At 73.1% G+C, this 19,015-nt stretch carries 17 protein-coding genes; 9 read left to right on the forward strand and 8 right to left on the reverse strand.

The genetic code is table 11. The features are described 5' to 3' along the window. Nucleotides 1-173: 173 nt before the first annotated feature. Together ACFWUQ_RS08665 and ACFWUQ_RS08670 are read right to left on the reverse strand one after the other, a co-directional pair. On the reverse strand, nucleotides 174-383 hold the full coding sequence (locus tag ACFWUQ_RS08665; RefSeq protein WP_384534753.1) for an acyl-CoA carboxylase epsilon subunit: 210 nt from the start codon (nucleotides 381-383) through the stop codon (nucleotides 174-176). Between the two features lie 18 nt (nucleotides 384-401). After that, nucleotides 402-2,003 carry an acyl-CoA carboxylase subunit beta gene (locus tag ACFWUQ_RS08670; RefSeq protein WP_384534755.1) on the reverse strand — a complete coding sequence of 534 codons (1,602 nt, stop codon included), beginning with the start codon at nucleotides 2,001-2,003 and terminating at the stop codon, nucleotides 402-404. 417 nt (nucleotides 2,004-2,420) lie between these two features. On the opposite strand from ACFWUQ_RS08670, the gene ACFWUQ_RS08675 reads away from it, so the two are divergent. The 5 genes from ACFWUQ_RS08675 (at nucleotide 2,421) to hutH (ending at nucleotide 8,302) form a co-directional block, all read left to right on the forward strand. Further along, complete coding sequence (locus tag ACFWUQ_RS08675; RefSeq protein ID WP_384534758.1) at nucleotides 2,421-3,284, forward strand: biotin--[acetyl-CoA-carboxylase] ligase; 864 nt, start codon at nucleotides 2,421-2,423, stop codon at nucleotides 3,282-3,284. 138 nt (nucleotides 3,285-3,422) lie between these two features. After that, entirely contained in the window at nucleotides 3,423-4,583 is a 1,161-nt protein-coding gene (locus tag ACFWUQ_RS08680; protein ID WP_384534761.1) for an adenylate/guanylate cyclase domain-containing protein, read from the forward strand. Nucleotides 4,584-4,632: 49 nt separating this feature from the next. Next, on the forward strand, nucleotides 4,633-5,433 hold the full coding sequence (locus tag ACFWUQ_RS08685; RefSeq protein ID WP_384534835.1) for an enoyl-CoA hydratase/isomerase family protein: 801 nt from the start codon (nucleotides 4,633-4,635) through the stop codon (nucleotides 5,431-5,433). Between the two features lie 105 nt (nucleotides 5,434-5,538). Then, the gene (locus ACFWUQ_RS08690) at nucleotides 5,539-6,651 is read left to right on the forward strand and encodes a diguanylate cyclase domain-containing protein (RefSeq protein ID WP_384534764.1); all 1,113 of its coding nucleotides are present in this window, start codon (nucleotides 5,539-5,541) and stop codon (nucleotides 6,649-6,651) included. 109 nt (nucleotides 6,652-6,760) lie between these two features. Beyond that, a complete protein-coding gene (hutH, locus tag ACFWUQ_RS08695) occupies nucleotides 6,761-8,302 on the forward strand; it encodes a histidine ammonia-lyase (RefSeq protein WP_384534838.1) in 1,542 nt (513 codons plus the stop codon). Between the two features lie 59 nt (nucleotides 8,303-8,361). Here hutH and ACFWUQ_RS08700 read toward each other — a convergent pair whose 3' ends face one another. Further along, the gene (locus ACFWUQ_RS08700; protein ID WP_384534766.1) at nucleotides 8,362-8,685 is read right to left on the reverse strand and encodes a hypothetical protein; all 324 of its coding nucleotides are present in this window, start codon (nucleotides 8,683-8,685) and stop codon (nucleotides 8,362-8,364) included. Between the two features lie 107 nt (nucleotides 8,686-8,792). On the opposite strand from ACFWUQ_RS08700, the gene ACFWUQ_RS08705 reads away from it, so the two are divergent. Together ACFWUQ_RS08705 and ACFWUQ_RS08710 are read left to right on the forward strand one after the other, a co-directional pair. Next, nucleotides 8,793-9,134, forward strand: a complete 342-nt coding sequence (locus tag ACFWUQ_RS08705) for a hypothetical protein (protein WP_384534769.1) — start codon at nucleotides 8,793-8,795, stop codon at nucleotides 9,132-9,134. Nucleotides 9,135-9,266: 132 nt separating this feature from the next. After that, a complete protein-coding gene (locus ACFWUQ_RS08710) occupies nucleotides 9,267-10,535 on the forward strand; it encodes an Ig-like domain-containing protein (RefSeq protein ID WP_384534772.1) in 1,269 nt (422 codons plus the stop codon). Between the two features lie 88 nt (nucleotides 10,536-10,623). Here ACFWUQ_RS08710 and ACFWUQ_RS08715 read toward each other — a convergent pair whose 3' ends face one another. Further along, complete coding sequence (locus tag ACFWUQ_RS08715; protein ID WP_384534773.1) at nucleotides 10,624-11,562, reverse strand: helix-turn-helix transcriptional regulator; 939 nt, start codon at nucleotides 11,560-11,562, stop codon at nucleotides 10,624-10,626. Between the two features lie 202 nt (nucleotides 11,563-11,764). On the opposite strand from ACFWUQ_RS08715, the gene ACFWUQ_RS08720 reads away from it, so the two are divergent. Beyond that, nucleotides 11,765-12,811: an NAD(P)-dependent alcohol dehydrogenase gene (locus ACFWUQ_RS08720; RefSeq protein WP_384534776.1), complete on the forward strand. Its 1,047-nt coding sequence runs from the start codon at nucleotides 11,765-11,767 to the stop codon at nucleotides 12,809-12,811. Between the two features lie 84 nt (nucleotides 12,812-12,895). Here ACFWUQ_RS08720 and msrA read toward each other — a convergent pair whose 3' ends face one another. From msrA to ACFWUQ_RS08740, 4 genes are all read right to left on the reverse strand, one after another. Next, complete coding sequence (msrA, locus tag ACFWUQ_RS08725) at nucleotides 12,896-13,558, reverse strand: peptide-methionine (S)-S-oxide reductase MsrA (protein WP_384534778.1); 663 nt, start codon at nucleotides 13,556-13,558, stop codon at nucleotides 12,896-12,898. 108 nt (nucleotides 13,559-13,666) lie between these two features. Then, entirely contained in the window at nucleotides 13,667-14,821 is a 1,155-nt protein-coding gene (locus ACFWUQ_RS08730) for a hypothetical protein (RefSeq protein WP_384534781.1), read from the reverse strand. After that, complete coding sequence (locus ACFWUQ_RS08735; RefSeq protein ID WP_384534783.1) at nucleotides 14,818-16,416, reverse strand: M48 family metalloprotease; 1,599 nt, start codon at nucleotides 16,414-16,416, stop codon at nucleotides 14,818-14,820. The genes ACFWUQ_RS08730 and ACFWUQ_RS08735 overlap by 4 nt, the downstream gene beginning before the upstream one ends. Before the next feature lie 198 nt (nucleotides 16,417-16,614). Continuing rightward, nucleotides 16,615-17,721 carry a hypothetical protein gene (locus ACFWUQ_RS08740; protein ID WP_384534786.1) on the reverse strand — a complete coding sequence of 369 codons (1,107 nt, stop codon included), beginning with the start codon at nucleotides 17,719-17,721 and terminating at the stop codon, nucleotides 16,615-16,617. Between the two features lie 76 nt (nucleotides 17,722-17,797). On the opposite strand from ACFWUQ_RS08740, the gene ACFWUQ_RS08745 reads away from it, so the two are divergent. Continuing rightward, nucleotides 17,798-18,955, forward strand: coding sequence for a cystathionine gamma-synthase (locus ACFWUQ_RS08745; RefSeq protein ID WP_384534787.1), 1,158 nt, complete (start codon nucleotides 17,798-17,800; stop codon nucleotides 18,953-18,955). Nucleotides 18,956-19,015: the final 60 nt, after the last annotated feature.

Genomic DNA, 19,015 nt, shown 5'->3' on the forward strand with positions numbered 1-19,015 from the left:
CGGTTTTTTTTTTTGGTCCTTCACTCCGCTGGACCGTAGCTGGGGGGGGGGGGGGGGGGGTGGGTCTCCTACCCGTCGCCGCCCCCCCACCCCCCGTTCACACCATCTTTCCTTCCGGCCGGACGGCGCTCCGGCTGATCCGGTCACGGCACCAGGGCGCTCTTTCGGACGCCCTAGCCGGGCCAGTACGTACGGCCCCACGCGGCCGGGCCCGGCCGCGGCAGCCGGTGCCGGGCCACCCGGGCCGGCGCCGACCACTCGTCCGCCACCCGCGGCGCGCCCGGCTGCACCGAAGCCAGTGCGGCCGCGCGCGCTTGGACCACCGCCAGTGCGGCGGCCAGCTCCTCCGGGGTCGGGTTGCCCTTGACGACCTTGATCACCACAGAGACCTCCTGGAGGGGCTAGAGGGGGATGTTGCCGTGCTTCTTGGGCGGCAGGGACTCCCGCTTGGTGCGCAGCTGGCGCAGCCCCTTCACCACGTGCGCCCGGGTCTCGGACGGCATGGCCACCGCGTCGATGTACCCGCGCTCGGCGGCCGTGTACGGGTTCAGCAGCGTGTCCTCGTACTCGGTGATCAGCCGCGCCCGCGTGGCCTCGGCGTCGCCGGCGGCCTCCGCCTCGGCGATGGCCCGGCGGTGCAGGATGTTCACCGCGCCCTGGGCGCCCATGACGGCGATCTGGGCGGTCGGCCAGGCCAGGTTGAGGTCCGCGCCGAGGTGCTTGGAGCCCATGACGTCGTAGGCGCCGCCGAAGGCCTTGCGGGTGATGACCGTGATCAGCGGGACGGTCGCCTCGGCGTAGGCGTAGATCAGCTTCGCGCCGCGCCGGATGATGCCGTTGTACTCCTGGTCGGTGCCCGGCAGGAAGCCGGGCACGTCCACGAACGTCAGCACCGGGATGTTGAAGGCGTCGCACGTTCGGACGAACCGGGCCGCCTTCTCGGAGGCGTTGATGTCGAGGCAGCCGGCGAACTGCATCGGCTGGTTGGCGACCACGCCCACCGGGTGCCCCTCGACGCGGCCGAAGCCGGTCAGGATGTTCGGCGCGAAGAGCGACTGCGTCTCCAGGAACTCCGCGTCGTCCAGCACGTGCTCGATCACCGTGTGCATGTCGTACGGCTGGTTGGCGCTGTCCGGGATCAGTACGTCGAGCTCGCGGTCGGTGTCGGAGACTTCGAGGTCGGTGTAGTCCTCGTCCGGGAAGGCGGGCGGCTCGGACAGGTTGTTCGAGGGCAGGTACGCCAGCAGGGACTTGACGTACTCGATGGCGTCCTTCTCGTCACCCGCCATGTGGTGCGCCACACCCGAGGTGGAGTTGTGGGTGCGGGCGCCGCCGAGCTCCTCGAAGCCGACGTCCTCGCCGGTGACCGTCTTGATGACGTCCGGACCGGTGATGAACATGTGCGAGGTCTGGTCGACCATGACCGTGAAGTCGGTGATCGCGGGGGAGTAGACCGCCCCGCCCGCGCAGGGCCCGACGACCAGGCTGATCTGCGGGATGACGCCCGACGCGTGGACGTTGCGGCGGAAGATCTCCCCGTACATGCCCAGGGCGCTGACGCCCTCCTGGATGCGGGCGCCGCCGGAGTCGTTGATGCCGACGACGGGGCAGCCGGTCTTCAGCGCGAAGTCCATCACCTTGATGATCTTCTGGCCGTAGACCTCGCCGAGGGCGCCGCCGAAGACGGTGAAGTCCTGCGAGAACACAGCGACCGGACGGCCGTCCACCGTGCCGTAGCCGGTGACGACGCCGTCTCCGTACGGACGGGTGTTCTCCAGGCCGAAGTTGGTGGAGCGGTGCCGGGCGAACTCGTCCAGCTCGACGAAGGAGCCCTCGTCCAGCAGCAGGGCCACCCGCTCACGCGCCGTCAGCTTGCCCTTGGCGTGCTGCTTCTCCACGGCACGCGCGGATCCTGCGTGGGTGGCTTCGTCGATGCGGCGCTGCAAGTCCGCGATCTTGCCCGCGGTGGTGTGCATGTCGATCGGCTCTGACGGTTGTGACATCGGGGTCGCGGCTCCCTGCGTGGTGTCAACTGCCTGGTCAATTCATTGACCACTGCTGGCTACTGGTGCGTAGCGTATCGGCGGGCACGGCGCTCGGCAGTGCGGCGTTTGACACACCTGATGTGGCTTGCCTGCCGCCGCCGCCTTCTCTAGTGCTGTGACCGGGAAGGTCCGGCGGGTCGCGGCGCCCGGCACGGCACCTTCCCGGTCGCAGCACTGGCGAACGGCCCTCTCCAGCATGCTCCGGATCACGCTCCCCGACACGTCGGAGGCCCGGCCCGGGGCCGTCGCCGGAGAAACGGAAGCCGAATGCCCCCTTTGCCACCGAATTCCCCGCCGCGCGGAAGTTAGGGTCGGTCACGATCCGACCACAGCCTCGGGTCACCGGACCACCCACGGCGACATAAGGACCCGACCATGTCATCAGAGCCCTCAGCCGGAGCTTCCGCCGGACGCTGGTCCAGCCTGGGCCGGCCGCCCCTGAACACCGCGAGCCTGCGGCGCGCCCTCGTCGTCGAGGGCGGGCTGTGGACCTCCCTGGAGGTGGTCGACTCCACCGGGTCCACCAACAGCGACCTGGCGGCCCGGGCCGCGACGCTCCCGGAGGGCGCCGTGCTCGTCGCCGAGGAGCAGACCTCGGGGCGGGGCCGGCTCGACCGGGCCTGGGTGGCCCCGGCCCGGTCCGGACTGTTCTTCTCCGTCCTGCTCAGGCCGGGCGACGCGGTCCCGCAGGAGCGCTGGGGGTGGCTGACCCTGCTCGCCGGGGTGGCCACCGCCACCGGGCTGTCCCGGGCCGCGGGCGTGGACACCGCGCTGAAGTGGCCCAACGACCTGCTCGTCGCGGTCGAGGGGGAGGAGCGCAAGACCGGCGGGATCCTCGCCGAGCTCGTCCCCGACGGCATCGTCCTGGGGATCGGGCTCAACGTCACCCTGACCGAGGACGAGCTGCCGGTGCCGGCCGCCGGCTCGCTGGCCCTGGCCAAGGCCTCCGTGACCGACCGGGACCCGCTGCTGAAGGCCGTACTGCGCTCCCTGGAGCAGTGGTACGGGAACTGGCGCGCGACCGGGGGCGACCCGGCGGCCAGCGGCCTCCAGGAGACCTACGCGGCGGGCTGCGCCACCCTCGGCCGGCACGTCCGCGCGGAGCTCCCGGGCGGGCGCACGCTCACCGGAACGGCCGAAGCGGTCGACACCGACGGCCGGCTCCTGATCCGGACCGCCGCGGGCGACCACGAGGCAGTGGGCGCCGGTGACGTGATCCACCTCCGCTCCGTCCACTGATCCGGCGCCCGGTGGACGGCCCCGCGGAAGGGGGAGTGAGGTACGGCACACCTGCCGTATGGTTTAGGCGATCCCGGTGCTCGCGGTGATCAACCGGTTCGGCAGGGCAGTGCGCACGGAATGGACAGGAGGCGGCTCTTGACCGTCGACGACTCTTCGTCCAGCGCGTCCGCCGGTGCGGGCGGCTCCGGATCCGGTCCGGCGACGCCGATCGGGCGGGACCAGCACACCCCGCACCACGAGGTCGACCACACCGCGCAACCGACGGCGGACCCGCTCGCCATCCGGCTCGAACAGCTGATCCTGGGCGCCGAGCGCCGCTACACCCCCTTCCAGGCCGCCCGCAGCGCCGGTGTCTCGATGGAGCTCGCCTCGCGTTTCTGGCGGGCCATGGGCTTCGCCGACATCGGCCAGGCCAAGGCCCTGACGGAGGCGGACGTACTGGCGCTGCGCCGCCTCGCCGGCCTGGTGGAGGCCGGGCTGCTGTCCGAGCCGATGGCGGTGCAGGTGGCGCGCTCGACCGGGCAGACCACGGCGCGGCTCGCCGAGTGGCAGATCGACTCCTTCCTGGAGGGGCTGACGGAGCCGCCGGAGCCGGGCATGACCCGTACGGAGGTCACGTACCCGCTGGTCGAGCTGCTGCTGCCGGAGCTGGAGGAGTTCCTCGTCTACGTGTGGCGGCGCCAGCTCGCGGCCGCCACCGGGCGCGTGGTGCAGGTGGCGGACGACGACGAGATGGTCGACCGGCGGCTCGCCGTGGGCTTCGCCGACCTGGTGGGCTTCACCCGCCTCACCCGGCGACTGGAGGAGGAGGAGCTCGGCGAGCTGGTCGAGTCCTTCGAGACGACCGCGGCGGACCTGGTGGCCGCGCACGGCGGACGGCTGATCAAGACGCTCGGCGACGAGGTGCTCTACTGCGCCGACGACGCGGCGACGGCGGCGGAGATCGCGCTGCGGCTCATCGAGACGATGGGCGAGGACCCGCAGATGCCCGAGCTCCGGGTCGGGATCGCCTTCGGCACCGTGACGACCCGGATGGGCGACGTCTTCGGGACCACGGTGAACCTGGCGAGCCGGCTTACGTCGATAGCGCCGAAGGACGCGGTGCTGGTGGACGGCGCGATGGCCGAGGAGCTGGGCCGGACCGGGGCCGCGCCGGTGTCCGAGAAGGAGGCCGAGGCCGAGGGCGGCGGCTCCTACCGCTTCGCGCTCCAGCCCATGTGGCAGCGGCCCGTGCGCGGGCTGGGCGTCGTGGAGCCCTGGTCGCTGACGAGGCGGAAGCCTAAGATCCCCGGGTAACGTTCGTTAACCGGGAGGGCCTGTGATGTCGGAATCGGTGTCGGAATCGGTGTCGCAGCCGCGATCCGGGTCGGAGTTCGTGGTGGTGCGCCGGCACGAGGGCGGGGTCGCCGAGCTGGTCCTCGACCGGCCCAAGGCGATGAACGCGGTGTCGACGGCGATGGCGCGCGCCATCGGCTCGGCCTGCGCCGCCCTCGCGGCGGATCCGTCCGTACGGGTGGTCGTGCTCTCCTCCACCGCCGAGCGGGCGTTCTGCGTCGGGGCGGACCTCAAGGAGCGCAACGCGCTGTCGGACGCCGAGCTGGTGCGGCAGCGGCCGACCACGCGGGGCGCGTACGGGGGCGTGCTGGAGCTGCCGATGCCCACCGTCGCGGCGGTGCACGGGTTCGCGCTGGGCGGCGGCTTCGAGCTGGCCCTGGCGTGCGACGTGATCGTCGCCGACGAGACCGCCGTGGTCGGCCTGCCGGAGGTGTCGGTGGGAGTGATCCCGGGCGGCGGGGGCACGCAGCTGCTGCCGCGCCGGGTGGGGGCGGCGCGGGCCGCCGAGCTGATCTTCACGGCCCGCCGGGTGGAGGCGGCCGAGGCGCTGTCGCTGGGCCTGGTGGACTCGGTCGTGCCGGCCGGACGGGACACGGCCGAGGCGCTGGCCCTGGCGGCGCGGATGGCGGCGAACTCGCCCGTGGGCCTGCGGGCGGCCAAGCGCGCCCTGCGGCTGGGGCACGGGATGGACCTGTCGGCCGGGCTGGAGATCGAGGACGCGGCCTGGCGGACGGTGGCCTTCTCGGGCGACCGCGCGGAGGGTGTGGCGGCGTTCAACGAGAAGCGCAGGCCGAACTGGCCGGGGCAGTAGCGGGACGGGTCGGCGGGTCGCGGCCGACCGCCCGTGGTGATCTTGCAGCGGGCGAAAGCCGCGCCAATTATCACTAAGTCTGACAAAACTCCCTAACCTGGGGTGATGGGACTCGACGGGCGGCTGAGAGCCGTGGTGGGCCTCGCGCAGGCGATGGCCGCGGCGTGCGCGCCGCGCGACATGGTGCGGGCGGCCGCGCGCGGGGCGCGGGTGGCGATGGACGGGTCCTTCGCCGCCATCTCGGCGTGGGAGCGGGAGCGGGGCCGCCTGCGGGTGCTCGTGAACGAGGGGGAGCGCCGCCCGGGCGAGGAGGAGTTCCCCGAGGACGAGTCCTATCCCGTGCACGACTTCCCGGAGATCACCGAGTTCCTCCATGAACGGTGGGTCGGCGGCGCCGGTCCGCACGCCTGGGTCGAGAGCGCCGTCGGCGACCGGCCCGGGCGGCGCGGGGAGGCCCTGCGCCGGCGCGGACGGGGTACGTGCGTGGTGGCCCCGATCGTGCTGAGCGGGCGCGCGTGGGGCGAGCTGTACGTGGCCCGGGACGAGGGGCTGCCGGACTTCGACGAGGACGACGCCGAGTTCGCCGCCGTCCTGGCCGCGGTGGTCGCCGCCGGGCTCGCGCAGAACGAGCGGCTGGAGGAGGCCCGGCGCCTGGCCTTCACCGATCCGCTGACCGGGCTCGCCAACCGCCGGGCCGTCGACATGCGCCTCGACGAGGCCCTGGAGGAGCACCGGCGGACCGGAACGGTGGTCAGCCTCGTGGTCTGCGACCTGAACGGGCTCAAGAAGGTCAACGACACCCTCGGGCACGCCATGGGCGACCGGCTGCTGGAGCGGTTCGGCTCGGTGCTCAGCCGGTGCGGCGCCATACTGCCCGGCGCGCTGGTGGCCCGGCTCGGCGGCGACGAGTTCTGCCTGGTCGGGATCGGTCCGACGGCGGACGAGGTGGTACGGGTCACCGAGGAGGTCTGCGCCCGCGCCGCCGAGCTGGAACTGGGGGAGGGGGTCGCCTGCGGGGTGGCCTCCACCGGTGACCCGATCGGGCCGGTGCAGTCCTCCCGAAGGCTGTTCCGGCTGGCGGACGCGGCCCAGTACAAGGCCAAGGCCGCCCGCTCCGCGAAACCCGTCGTGGCGGGCCGGGACACCGCCGTGGTGCGGCTCGCCGACGCCGCCCAGGAGGGATCGGGGGAGCGGCGCCGGTTCCGGGGGCGGGGCTGAGGGCGCGGCCCGCCCGGCGCCGCCGAGGCCGGTCGCCCTGCGTAAGGGTCCCTCGCGGAAGTGGCTAGTGACATGAAGGGATTCAGTCCGTAGGGTGCTGAATATGGATATGCACACTGTCGTGGTGGGGACGTCCGGGACCACCGCCGAGGACGTCATCGCCGTCGCGCGCGGCAACGCGCGCGTCGAGCTCTCCGGCGAGGCGCTCGACGCCCTCGCCCGGGCCCGGGCGATCGTCGACGCCCTCGCCGCCAAGCCCGAGCCCGTCTACGGGGTGTCCACCGGGTTCGGCGCCCTCGCCTCCCGGCACATCAGTCCCGAGCTGCGCGCCCAGCTCCAGCGCAACATCGTCCGCTCGCACGCCGCCGGCATGGGCCCGCGCGTCGAGCGGGAGGTCGTGCGCGCCCTGATGTTCCTGCGCCTGAAGACCGTCGCCTCCGGCCACACCGGCGTCCGGCCCTCCGTCGCGCAGACCATGGCCGACGTACTGAACGCCGGGATCACCCCCGTCGTCCACGAGTACGGCTCCCTCGGCTGCTCCGGCGACCTCGCGCCGCTGTCCCACTGCGCGCTCGCCCTCATGGGCGAGGGCGACGCCGAGGGCCCGGACGGGGTCGTGCGCAGCGCCGGCGAACTGCTCGCCGAGGCCGGCATCGAGCCCGTGGAACTGCGGGAGAAGGAGGGCCTCGCCCTCCTCAACGGCACCGACGGCATGCTCGGCATGCTGGTGATGGCCCTCGCCGACCTCGGCAGGCTCTACACCTCGGCCGACATCACCGCCGCGCTCACGCTGGAGGCCCTGCTCGGCACCGAGAAGGTGCTCCAGCCCGAGCTGCACGCCATCCGCCCGCATCCGGGACAGAGCGCCTCCGCCGCCAACATGGCGGCCGTGCTCAAGGGTTCCGGCCTGACCGGGCACTTCCAGGAGGAGTCCGCGCCCCGCGTGCAGGACGCCTACTCCGTGCGCTGCGCCCCGCAGGTCGCCGGAGCGGGCCGCGACACCATGGCGCACGCCGCGCTCGTCGCCTCCCGCGAACTGGCCGCCGCCGTCGACAACCCGGTGGTCCTGCCCGACGGGCGCGTCGAGTCCAACGGCAACTTCCACGGCGCGCCGGTCGCGTACGTGCTGGACTTCCTCGCCATCGCGGCCGCCGACCTCGGCTCCATCGCCGAACGCCGCACGGACCGCCTCCTCGACAAGAACCGCTCGCACGGCCTGCCGCCGTTCCTCGCGGACGACGCCGGCGTCGACTCCGGGCTGATGATCGCCCAGTACACCCAGGCCGCGCTGGTGAGCGAGATGAAGCGGCTCGCGGTGCCCGCCTCGGCCGACTCGATCCCGTCCTCCGCCATGCAGGAGGACCATGTCTCGATGGGGTGGTCGGCCGCCCGCAAGCTGCGTACCGCCGTCGACAACCTGACCCGGATCATCGCCATCGAGCTGTACGCGGCCACCCGCGCCATCGAACTGCGCCACGGGCTCACCCCCGCCCCGGCCAGCCGCGCCGCCATCGAGGCCGCCCGCGCGGCCGGTGTGCAGGGCCCCGGGCCGGATCGTTTCCTCGCTCCTGACCTGGCCGTCGCCGACGCGTTCATCCGTACGGGCGCTCTCGTCGCCGCGGTGGAACCGGTGACGGGCCCGCTCGCCTGACGGCGTCGGCGTACGTCCGTGAGGGCCGTCCGGGAGACCCCGGGCGGCCCTCGGGCGCGTTACGGGGTGCGGGAGCGGTGCACGGAGAAGGTGACGAACCCGGCCCCCACGCCCAGCAGGAGCGTGCCGCCCAGGAGGTAGGGCGCGGTGTCGACGGACCCGGTGTCGGCGAGCACGGGGGTCGCCTCCCGCGGGGTCGGACTGCCGTCGGGCGTGCCCGCGGTGTTCGCGGCGGCGGGCACCGCCGTGGAACCGCCGGAAGTGCCGTGTCCGGCGGGGGTCTCGGCGCCGGGCGCGGTGGCGCCCGCCGAGGGGACGAACCACAGGGCGGCGAGGAGGGTGGTCGCTCCGAGAGCGGTGAGCAGCGGTCGGCGTGCGGACACGGTGCGATCCCCCTTGCGGCAGCAGCGAATTGGCCGTGTGCGGTGATGCTACGGAAAGGGGCGGGTCGTGGGAAAGTCGGGGCTTCCACGGGCTTACTCTCCGTCGTATGACCTCTTCTGAGACATCACGATACGTACGGCTTCGGGTGGATTTGGTGCTCGAAGTGCCGGACACCCAGGCACTCACCGGAGCCGCTCTCGCGCACATCCAGGCCGACGAGTTCATGCCGGACGAGGAGCGCGGCCACGCCGAGTCCGCCGTCCGCGAGGACGAATCCGAGGCCCTCGCCTACCTGGTGGACCCCACCGACCTGGTCGCGGAGATCCCCGGTGTCGAGCTCGCGCAGGCTTCCTGGAGCAGCGAGCCCGTCGAATACGACCCCGAGTCGATGGAGTGGGACCTCGACGAGGAAGATGGTGCCTTCGACGAAGAAACCGACAACGCCTGACCGTGGGGTGGCCCACATTCGAACGGGATGTGGAACCGGCCCGCGCCGTTAACGCGTTGTCAGGACGAGGCAGGGGGTGCGTCCCCCTGCCCGGCCAGTCCCGGGACGGCAGCCTCGGGATAACCGGCAACGATGGAGTGGCGTGTGAGGACGGACAGCAACCGGCGGAGAAGGTCCCTGGTGGCCGTATCCGCCGTGCTCGGCGGTGTACTGATGCTCTCGGCGTGCAACGACGGGGGCGGCGAGCCCAAGGCCAACGGTGAGGCCAGCAAGTCGCAGGCGGAAGTGGACGCCGCCGCGGCCAAGGACGCCTCCAAGGCCCGAATAGCCATCACTCCGAAGGACGGCGCCACCAACGTCGGCCTCAACGACGCGACGAACGTCGCCGTCAGTGACGGCACGCTCACCAAGGTGGAACTGAAGACCTCCGAGGGCACGGCCGTGGCGGGCAAGATCACCGCCGACGGCAAGAGCTGGAAGCCCGACACCGCCCTGAAGCGCTCCACGAAGTACTCCCTGTCAGCGACCGCGAAGGACGCGGACGGGCGCGAGGCGCACGAGAACGCCTCCTTCACCACCGTCTCCCCGGAGAACAGCTTCGTCGGCTCGTTCATCCCGGACGAGGGCCAGACCGTCGGCGTGGGCATGCCGGTCTCGATCACCTTCAACAAGCCGATCAAGGACCAGAAGGCCGTCCAGTCGGCCATCACGGTCTCCTCCAGCAGCGGCCAGGAGGTCGTCGGCCACTGGTTCGGCTCGCAGCGGCTGGACTTCCGCCCGGAGAAGTACTGGCAGGCGAACTCCACCGTCACGCTGAAGCTGGCGCTGGAAGGCGTCCAGGGCGCCCCCGGCGTCCAGGGCGTCCAGAGCAAGACCGTGACCTTCAAGATCGGCCGCAGCCAGGTCTCCACGGTCGACGCCAAGACGAAGAAGATGACGGTCACCCGCGACGGCGCGGTCCTCAAGACCATCCCGATCTCGGCCGGCTCCCCCGAGAACCCGACCTACAACGGCCAGATGGTGATCTCCGAGAAGTTCAAGGAGACCCGGATGAACGGTGCCACCGTCGGCTTCACGGACGACGACGGCAAGGGCGAGTACGACATCAAGGACGTCCCGCACGCCATGCGCCTGTCCACCTCGGGCACCTTCATCCACGGCAACTACTGGGGCCCGGACTCGGTCTTCGGCAGCGCCAACACCAGCCACGGCTGCGTCGGACTGAACGACGTGAAGGGCGCGAACGACCCGAACCAGCCGGCCGCCTGGCTCTACGACAACTCGCTCATCGGCGACGTGGTCACCGTGGTCAACTCCCCGGACAAGACCATCAAGCCCGACAACGGCCTCAACGGCTGGAACATGAGCTGGGCCGAGTGGAAGGCCGGCGCCGCCGTCTGACACCGCGCACGAGCGCCACGTTCCGACTCCGCGGACGGCGGGGAGCCCACGGGCTCCCCGCCGTCCGGCGTTTCGCGGCCGCGCGTGTCTACGACGCCCGGGGGGCCGGGCGGGTCGGCGGCCGGTCCCGGTCCCCGGCACGGTCGCGGGAGGCGCCCCGGTCCTGGTCGCCCGGGGGAGGCGGCGCCGACGTCCAGGACGACAGCAGCCGCAGGGCGTCCTCGGACGCGGAGCCCGGCGCCGGATGGAAGACCACCAGCGACTGCTCCGGATCGTCCGGCAGCCGCAGGGTCTCGAACGTCAGCGACATCGCGCCCACCAGCGGGTGCCGCAGCTGCTTCACCCCGTGCGTCTTGTCGGCCACAGTGTGCGCCGCCCACAGCCGCCGGAACTCCTCGTTCTTCACCGACAACTCGCCGACCAGCGCCGACAGCCGCTCGTCGTCCGGGTGCTGCCCCGCGTACATGCGCAGATTGCTCACCACCTCGCACGCCCGGCACTCCCAGTCCGCGTACAGCTCCGCCGTGGCCGGGTCCAGGAACACCAGCCGCGCAAGGTTGCGCTCCGCCGCCGGCAGCGCCCCGAAGTCGCCGAACACCGCCACCGCCAGCCGGTTCCAGCCGATGACGTCCTGGCGCCGCCCCACGAGGTAGGCGGGCACGCCGTCCATCGCGTCCAGCAGTGTCCGCAGCTCCGGCCGCACCTGCTGGGGGCGGGGGCTCTGGCGGCGCCTGCGCGCTCGGGGGCGGGCCAGGTGTGTCAGGTGCGCCGTCTCGGTGTCATCCAGCCGCAGGGCCCGCGCGATCGCGTCCAACACCTCGGCCGACACGTTGTGCCCGTTGCCCTGCTCCAGCCGCGTGTAGTACGCGACCGAGACCCCGGCCAGCTGCGCCAGCTCCTCACGGCGCAGCCCCGGGACGCGGCGGTGCCGCCCGTAGTCCGGCAGGCCCACGTCCTCGGGCCGCAGCCGGGCGCGGCGGGAGCGCAGGAACTCGCCCAGTTCGGCTCGCTGATCAAGCTGGTCCATCACTCCAGTATCACCGGGCGGGGCGTCGCGGGCCGCGCGTGAGCCTGACCCTGCCAGTGGTAGGTCCGCCGGTCCTAGGCAGGACAGGGGGCTGGGTGGGAGCCGCGTGCCGGGGCAGGCTGGACAGTGCCACCCGGCCGCACGGCGCCGCCGAGGTGCGCGTCCCCGTACACACCCCGTGCCATGCCGAGGAGCACCCCCCATGTCCGTCACCCAGGTCGCCGCCTACGCGGCATCCGCCCCCAAGGCCCCGCTGGAGCGCACCACGGTCCCGCGCCGGCCGGTGGGCGAGCACGACGTCCTCATCGACATCAAGTACGCCGGCATCTGCCACTCCGACATCCACCAGGCCCGCGACGGCTGGGGCGAGGGCATCTACCCGATGGTCCCCGGCCACGAGATAGCCGGAGTCGTCATCGAGGCCGGCCCGGGCGTCACGAGGTTCGCCGTCGGCGACCGGGTCGGCGTGGGCTGCTTCGTGGACTCCTGCCGCCGGTGCGAGCAGTGCCTCGCGGGGCAGGAGCAGTACTGCGCCGAGGGAGCGACCGGCACCTACAACGCCCTGGACAGGAACGGCGAGCCCACGTACGGCGGCTACTCCACCCATGTCGTCGTCGACGAGAACTACACCGTCCGCATCCCCGACGGCCTCGGCCTCGACGTCGCGGCCCCGCTGCTGTGCGCCGGCATCACCCTCTACTCCCCGCTGCGGCACTGGCAGGCGGGCCCCGGCAAGAAGGTGGCGATCGTCGGGCTCGGCGGCCTCGGGCACATGGGCGTGAAGATCGCCCACGCGCTGGGCGCGGAGGTCACCGTCCTGTCGCAGACCCTCCGCAAGCAGGAGGACGGCCTGAAGCTGGGCGCCTCCCACTACTACGCCACCGGCGACCCGGCCACCTTCAAGGAGCTGGCGGGCGCCTTCGACCTCATCGTGTCCACGGTCTCGGCGCCGATCGGCCTGGACGCGTACCTGCGGCTGCTCAAGGTGGACGGGGCGCTGGTGAACGTCGGCGCGCCGGAGGAGCCCGTCGAGCTCAACCTCTTCTCCGTCATCAGCGGCCGCCGCACCCTCGCCGGCTCGTCGATCGGCGGCATCGCCGAGACGCAGGAGATGCTCGACTTCTGCGCCGAGCACGGCCTCGGCGCGGAGATCGAGCTGATCGCCGCCGACGCGGTCAACGAGGCGTACGAGCGGGTGCTGGCGAGCGACGTGCGCTACCGCTTCGTGATCGACGCCTCCACGATCTGACCCCCGGGCCGGTCGCACGGTACGCGTACGCGGGCACGGCGAGGGGGCGGCCGGCGCGGGCCGGCCGCCCCCGGGGGCCGGCGGCTACTCCGCCGAGGCCACGCCGATCGGGCAGGAGACCCCCGTGCCGCCGATGCCGCAGTAGCCGCCCGGGTTCTTCTCCAGGTACTGCTGGTGCGGCGCCTCCGCGGGCCAGAAGGGGCGCTCCGCCGCCGGCAGCACGGCCGTGGTGATCTCGCCGTGGCCCGAGGAGGACAGGACCCGCTGGTAGGCCGCGCGGGAGGCCTCGGCCGCCGCCTGCTGGGCGGCGGAGTGGGTGTAGACCGCGGAGCGGTACTGGGTGCCGACGTCATTGCCCTGGCGGAAGCCCTGGGTGGGGTCGTGGGACTCCCAGAAGAGCTTGAGCAGGGTCTCGTAGGAGACCGCGGCGGGGTCGAAGACCACGCGGACGACCTCGGTGTGGCCGGTCTGCCCCGAGCAGACCTCCTCGTAGGTGGGGTTCTGCGTGTAACCGCCCTGGTAGCCGGCCAGGGTGGTCCACACCCCCGGGGTCTGCCAGAACTTGCGTTCGGCGCCCCAGAAGCAGCCCAGGCCGAAGTCGGCGACCTCCAGGCCGTCCGGGTAGGGGCCGGCCAGCGGGTTCCCCAGCACCGCATGGCGGTCGGGCAGGTCGAAGAGCGGCTCCGCGCGGCCGGTCAGGGCCTCCTCGCGGGTGGGCAGCTCGGGCGTACGGCGGTACGAGAACATGGATTCCCTCCTTCTCGCCCTGCACAACGGCCGGGGGCGGGCCCGGATTCCCGATCGGGGACCCCGGCCCGCCCGCCGCCGCGCTCCGGGCGGGCCGGGGCGCCGGGGTCAGCCCTCCAGCAGGGTCACCCGTACCGCCCAGTCCCGGGCGTGGACGTACCGCGACCGCGGCCAGTAGTACCAGGGCATCCCGCCGATGCACCCGTCGATGTGGCGGAACTGCTCCACGGCCTCCGCGTCCCGGTCCTGCCAGAACAGCAGCCAGGCCAGCACGTGCCGCAGGCGCAGCGCCCGCGGGTCGCCCGGGTCCGCCGCCGCCAGGTCGAGCAGGGCCGCGTCCACGGCCGCGAGGACCTCCGGTTCCTTGTAGAAGGTCTCCGGCCGCAGCTCGGACTCCTTCACCTCCTGCTCGATGTACGCGACCAGGGGGAGCAGCGACAGCAGCTCGCCCGGCGCGCCCGCGGCCGCGGACGCGCGCGCGAACTCCAGCGCCAGCTCGTGCGAGCCGCGCCACTTCGCGCACCAGTACTGGAGGGCGCTGGTGTGCGCCGTCAGTACCTTCGGCGCACGACGGGTGATCTCCCCCCACAGCTCCCGGTACTGGTCGTGCGGGTAGCCCAGACCCTGGGCGACGGGCTGCTCCACCATGTACGGGACCGGGTCCGCCGGGTCGGCCAGCCGCTGCGCCAGGTGCGCGAGCTCCCGCGCCTCGACCAGCAGGTCGTGGAAGAGCCGGAACTGCTCCTGGGTGGTGCGGCTGCCCGCCTGGGAGCCGCGTACGTTCCAGGCCACCCGGACCGCGGTGTCCGCGTGCACCACGGCCGCCGTCGCGTCCCCGGGCCGGGCCGTCTGCCAGGCCGCCAGCCAGGCGTCGTCGTCGGCCGCCGCGTCGGCGAGCGCCCGCACCCGCTGCCAGCGCTCCTCCCAGTCCCGCCCGGCCGCCTCCACGTACGCGGCGCCCGCCTCCCAGTCGCCGGAGCGCACCGCCTTGAGCGCGGTTGTGCGCTCGGGGGTGAGGGGCAGCGCGTTCTCGGTGTCCAGGTCCGCTTCGGGCACGAAGCCGAGCGCGACGACCTCCGCGGCCCTGCGCGCTTTCTCCTCGTCGGTGCGCGCGGCGGTACGGGCGGTGATCGAGGCGGTACGCGCCTCCAGGACCGCGACCTCCGCCTCCAGCCGCCTGGCCTTGCGCAGGAAGTACACGCCGCGCAGGACCTTGTACGCCCCGGCCAGCAGGAGGATGCCGAGGATGACGAGACCGATCACGGGGCCAGCACCAGCTTTCGCAGGGGTTCGGTGTCGCAGCGGTCGGCGACGGCGGCGTCCAGCGCCAGGGTCAGTCGGTCCTCGAAGCCGCCGTCCGGGTAGCCCAGGGAGGCCGAATCGGACCAGGACAGCTGCCAGCGGGCGGTGCCGCGGGCCGTCAGCTCGACGGTGACCAGCTGGTTCAGGGCCTGCCGCACGGTGGGACGGGCGAACTCGCGGGCCGTGCGGCCGGTCGCCGCGGCCGCCTCCTCGGACTTCGGGAAGCGGTCGGCGATCCGCCAGCGCACGGCCGGGTCGGCGTCGACGGCGTCCAGCAGGCCGGCCAGTCCGGGGCCCGCGCCCTCGGCGGCCGCGGCCTCGCGGACCTCCTGCGCGCCGCGGCCGACGTAGAGGGTCATGGACCGGTGGACGAGGTCCTCCCAGTCCGCCCGTTCCATGGCGAGCGCCTCGGGGGAGAGCACGGCCTGCTCCAGCGCGGCCAGGGCGCGGTCCGCGTCCGACAACAGCTCCAGCGAGGGGCGGGCGGACTGCCCGGCCCGGCCGTCGTCGGGGAGGGCCTCGATGCGGGCCACGCGCTCGGCGAGCGCCGGGTGGGAGTCGTACGGGGTGACGGGCTCGTCCGACAGCTCCCGGCGCAGGCCCTCAAGCTCCTGGGCGCGGGCGTCGAGGAGCCGGCTCAGGCCGCCGAAGACCTGGCCGGGACGGGGCAGCAGACCGGCGCCGACCCCGAGGGTGGCGTACGAGTCCATGTAGAACTCGTGCGCCGGGGCGAGGGCGTTGACCTCGCGCAGCGCGGACGCGGCGGCGTCACGGCCGGCGACCCGCGCCGAGGCGAGGTCGGCCGCGAGTTCCTGGCGGCGGGCGGAGGTGCGGGTGGCACGGAGGTAGAACCGGCCGTAGGCCTGGTAGATCCTGGCCATGCCGCGGTACATCGCGCCCTGGCCCCGGGTGTCGACCTCGCCGGCCTTCTTGCCCTTGGCGATCCGCTTCGCGGCCTGCTTCTCCTGCCGGGCGCGCTCCTTGGCGACCTTGGCGTCGGCCCGCTCGTGGAAGTGGTCGACGGTGCGGATCAGCTGGGCGCGGCCGCGCGCGATCAGCGGGGTGAGCCGGGTGTCGAAGTTGGCGTAGTGGCCCATCTCGTGGGCGAGCACGGCGCGCAGCTGCATCTCGTCCAGGCCGGCCATCAGCGGGAGGCCGATGTACAGGCGGCGGGTGCCGGGCCGCAGGCCCAGCAGCGCGGCGTCCTCGCCGACCGCCGCGTTGACCCCGCCGATCAGCACGATCTCGTCCGGGGCGCGGGTGCCGACCTGCTGTGCGACGTCGCGCACCGTCCGCCACAGCAGCGGCTCGTGCTCCTCGGTGACCGGGACGCCGGGCGGCGGCTCGCCCTTGGGCGTGCGGAGCATGAACAGGCCGCGCACGATCGGGATCGCGAGGACGACGGAGACGATGAGGACCTTGGCGGCGGCCGCGCCGGCCAGCCAGGTCGCGGCGGCCACGTCGGCGCAGACGAGGACGGCCAGCAGGACGACGCCGAGCAGGTAGAAGCCGGCGAGCAGGACGAGGGCGCGCAAGGCGCGCAGCGAAGCGCCCATATGGACAGATCCCCCCACGGGATGAAGCGGTGCGGTGCGGACGTGCGTCCCCCGCGCCGGGACCTGGTCCGGGTCCGGGGCCGCGGGGGAGCCCACCGGGCATCATGCGGCCCGGTCGTCACTTACGGCAACCTTATTCCCCGCGATCTCCGCAGGTGGGGGGCGGGTCGGCCGCGGGAAACGGAGCCGACCGCTCCATCAGTGCGGGAGCGTCGCCGGGGAGCCGCCGTTCGCCTCGTACCCCGCGACCGCCAGCGCCCGGTAGATCGCGTACTGCGCCGCCGGGTCCTCGGACGTCGACCACGGCAGCGCCCCCACGTAGCCGTCCACGTGCCGCACCTGCTCCATGGCCTCCGCCCAGCGCTCCATGTTGACCAGGAACACCAGCAGCAGGTGCCGGACGTGCGCCAGCATCGGATCGTCCGCCCGCGCCGTCCGCACCGCGTACAGCGCGCCCTCCACCGCCCGGGTCACGACCTCGCTGCGGTAGAAGCCCCGCACCAGGATCACCTCGGGCAGGTGCTCGTACACCGCGAACAGCGGCAGCGCCGCCAGCAGCGAACCGTGCGGGGCCCGGGCCGCGGCCGCGTGCGCGAACACGTCCGCCTTGTCCCGCGAGCCGTGCCACTTCTCGCACCAGTAGTGCAGCGCCGCCAGGTGCGCGCCCATGTGCTGCGGCGCCCGGTCGATGACCTTCGCCCAGAGGTCGTCGAACTCCGCCTCCGAGTACGCCAGCGCCCGCGCGACCGCCAGCTCCGTGATGTACGGGACCGGATCGCCCGGTGCCAGCAGCGCCGCCCGGCGGCACGCCTCGCGCGCCTCCTCCACGATGATCCGGTGGTCCTTGGAGCCCACCCCGCCCGAATGCCGCCACGCCTGCTGCACGAGCAGTTCGGCGTGCACCTGGGCGCCGCCCGCGTCCTTCTCCGCCTCCAGCCGCCAGGCCTTCAGCCAGCGGGCGCCCGCGCCGGGCTCCCGCACGAGCTCCAGGGCCGCGGCCCCGCCGAAGGCCTGCACACGCTGCCAGCGCCGCTCGCCCTCCTTCGGGGTCCCGGCCAGCAGCTGCGAGGCCGCCTGCCACTGCCCGGTGCGCTGCACGTGGTCGAGGGCGTCCATCAGGTCCGGGTCGGGGCCGGGGATCCGGATGTCGAGGTCCTCCTGCCGGTCGAACCCGTAGTTCGCCGGGTCCGCGGCGTCGGGGCTGCCGGGAGCGACCAGCCGGATACCGCCACGCCTGCGCCGCACGTACGGGATGACGAGGGCCACCATCAGGCCGATCGCGAACAGCAACCACAGAATCTCCATGCCTCCAAGCGAACCAGACCGAGGGGGCCGCAGGCCAATAGGGGAGCGAACCCGAGGTGGGGATTAGGCTCTGCCCATGAGCGACGACAGCCACGAGCACCAGAGCTTCGAAACCCGCGCGATCCACGCGGGCAACACGGCGGACCCCCTGACCGGCGCGGTCGTACCCCCGATCTACCAGGTCTCCACGTACAAGCAGGACGGCGTCGGAGGGCTGCGAGGCGGCTACGAGTACAGCCGCAGCGGCAACCCGACCCGTACCGCCCTGGAGGAGAACCTCGCGGCGCTGGAGGGCGGCCGGCGCGGCCTCGCCTTCGCGTCCGGGCTCGCCGCCGAGGACTGCCTGCTGCGTACGCTGCTCTCCCCGGGCGACCACGTGGTCATCCCGAACGACGCCTACGGCGGCACGTTCCGCCTCTTCGCGAAGGTCGTCTCCCGCTGGGGCGTGGAGTGGTCGGTGGCCGACACCTCCGACGCCGAGTCCGTACGGGCCGCCCTGACCCCCAGGACGAAGGTCATCTGGGTCGAGACGCCCTCCAACCCGCTGCTCGGCATCACGGACATCGCCGTCGTCGCCGACATCGCGCGGACCGCCGGCGCCAAGCTCGTCGTCGACAACACCTTCGCCTCGCCCTACCTCCAGCAGCCGCTGGCGCTCGGCGCGGACGTGGTCGTGCACTCGCTGACCAAGTACATGGGCGGGCACTCGGACGTGGTCGGCGGCGCGCTGGTCACCGCCGACGCGGCGCTGGGCGAGGAACTGGCCTACCACCAGAACGCGATGGGCGCCGTGGCCGGGCCGTTCGACTCGTGGATCGTGCTCCGCGGCATCAAGACCCTGGCCGTGCGCATGGACCGGCACTCGGAGAACGCCACGAAGGTCGCCGACATGCTGACCCGGCACCCGAAGGTCACGCGCGTGCTGTACCCGGGCCTGCCGGACCACCCGGGGCACGAGGTCGCGGCGAAGCAGATGCGCTCCTTCGGCGGCATGATCTCCTTCCAGGTCGCCGGGGGCGAGGAGGCCGCGGTCGAGGTCTGCAACCGCGCCCAGCTCTTCACCCTGGGCGAGTCCCTGGGCGGCGTCGAGTCCCTCATCGAGCACCCGGGCCGGATGACGCACGCCTCGGTGGCCGGCTCGGCGCTGGAGGTCCCCGGCGACCTCGTGCGGCTGTCGGTCGGCATCGAGAACATCGACGACCTCCTCGCGGACCTGACCCGCGCGCTGGGATAGCCCGTCGTACCGGATCGTGCCGGGCGGTGCGGGTCGGGCACGATCCGAACGAGGCGGGCC

Origin of the sequence: Streptomyces sp. NPDC058662 (assembly GCF_042716255.1) — a bacterium.
Lineage (GTDB): Bacteria > Actinomycetota > Actinomycetes > Streptomycetales > Streptomycetaceae > Streptomyces.

Bases quoted from the DNA above. Each gene is read 5' to 3' on its own strand.
- ACFWUQ_RS08670 (WP_384534755.1), bottom strand. From the start codon at position 2,003: ATGTCACAACCGTCAGAGCCGATCGACATGCACACCACCGCGGGCAAG.
- ACFWUQ_RS08675 (WP_384534758.1), top strand. From the start codon at position 2,421: ATGTCATCAGAGCCCTCAGCCGGAGCTTCCGCCGGACGCTGGTCCAGC.
- ACFWUQ_RS08690 (WP_384534764.1), top strand. From the start codon at position 5,539: ATGGGACTCGACGGGCGGCTGAGAGCCGTGGTGGGCCTCGCGCAGGCG.
- hutH (WP_384534838.1), top strand. From the start codon at position 6,761: ATGCACACTGTCGTGGTGGGGACGTCCGGGACCACCGCCGAGGACGTC.
- ACFWUQ_RS08705 (WP_384534769.1), top strand. From the start codon at position 8,793: ATGACCTCTTCTGAGACATCACGATACGTACGGCTTCGGGTGGATTTG.
- ACFWUQ_RS08710 (WP_384534772.1), top strand. From the start codon at position 9,267: ATGGAGTGGCGTGTGAGGACGGACAGCAACCGGCGGAGAAGGTCCCTG.
- ACFWUQ_RS08715 (WP_384534773.1), bottom strand. From the start codon at position 11,562: ATGGACCAGCTTGATCAGCGAGCCGAACTGGGCGAGTTCCTGCGCTCC.
- ACFWUQ_RS08720 (WP_384534776.1), top strand. From the start codon at position 11,765: ATGTCCGTCACCCAGGTCGCCGCCTACGCGGCATCCGCCCCCAAGGCC.
- msrA (WP_384534778.1), bottom strand. From the start codon at position 13,558: ATGTTCTCGTACCGCCGTACGCCCGAGCTGCCCACCCGCGAGGAGGCC.
- ACFWUQ_RS08735 (WP_384534783.1), bottom strand. From the start codon at position 16,416: ATGGGCGCTTCGCTGCGCGCCTTGCGCGCCCTCGTCCTGCTCGCCGGC.
- ACFWUQ_RS08740 (WP_384534786.1), bottom strand. From the start codon at position 17,721: ATGGAGATTCTGTGGTTGCTGTTCGCGATCGGCCTGATGGTGGCCCTC.
- ACFWUQ_RS08745 (WP_384534787.1), top strand. From the start codon at position 17,798: ATGAGCGACGACAGCCACGAGCACCAGAGCTTCGAAACCCGCGCGATC.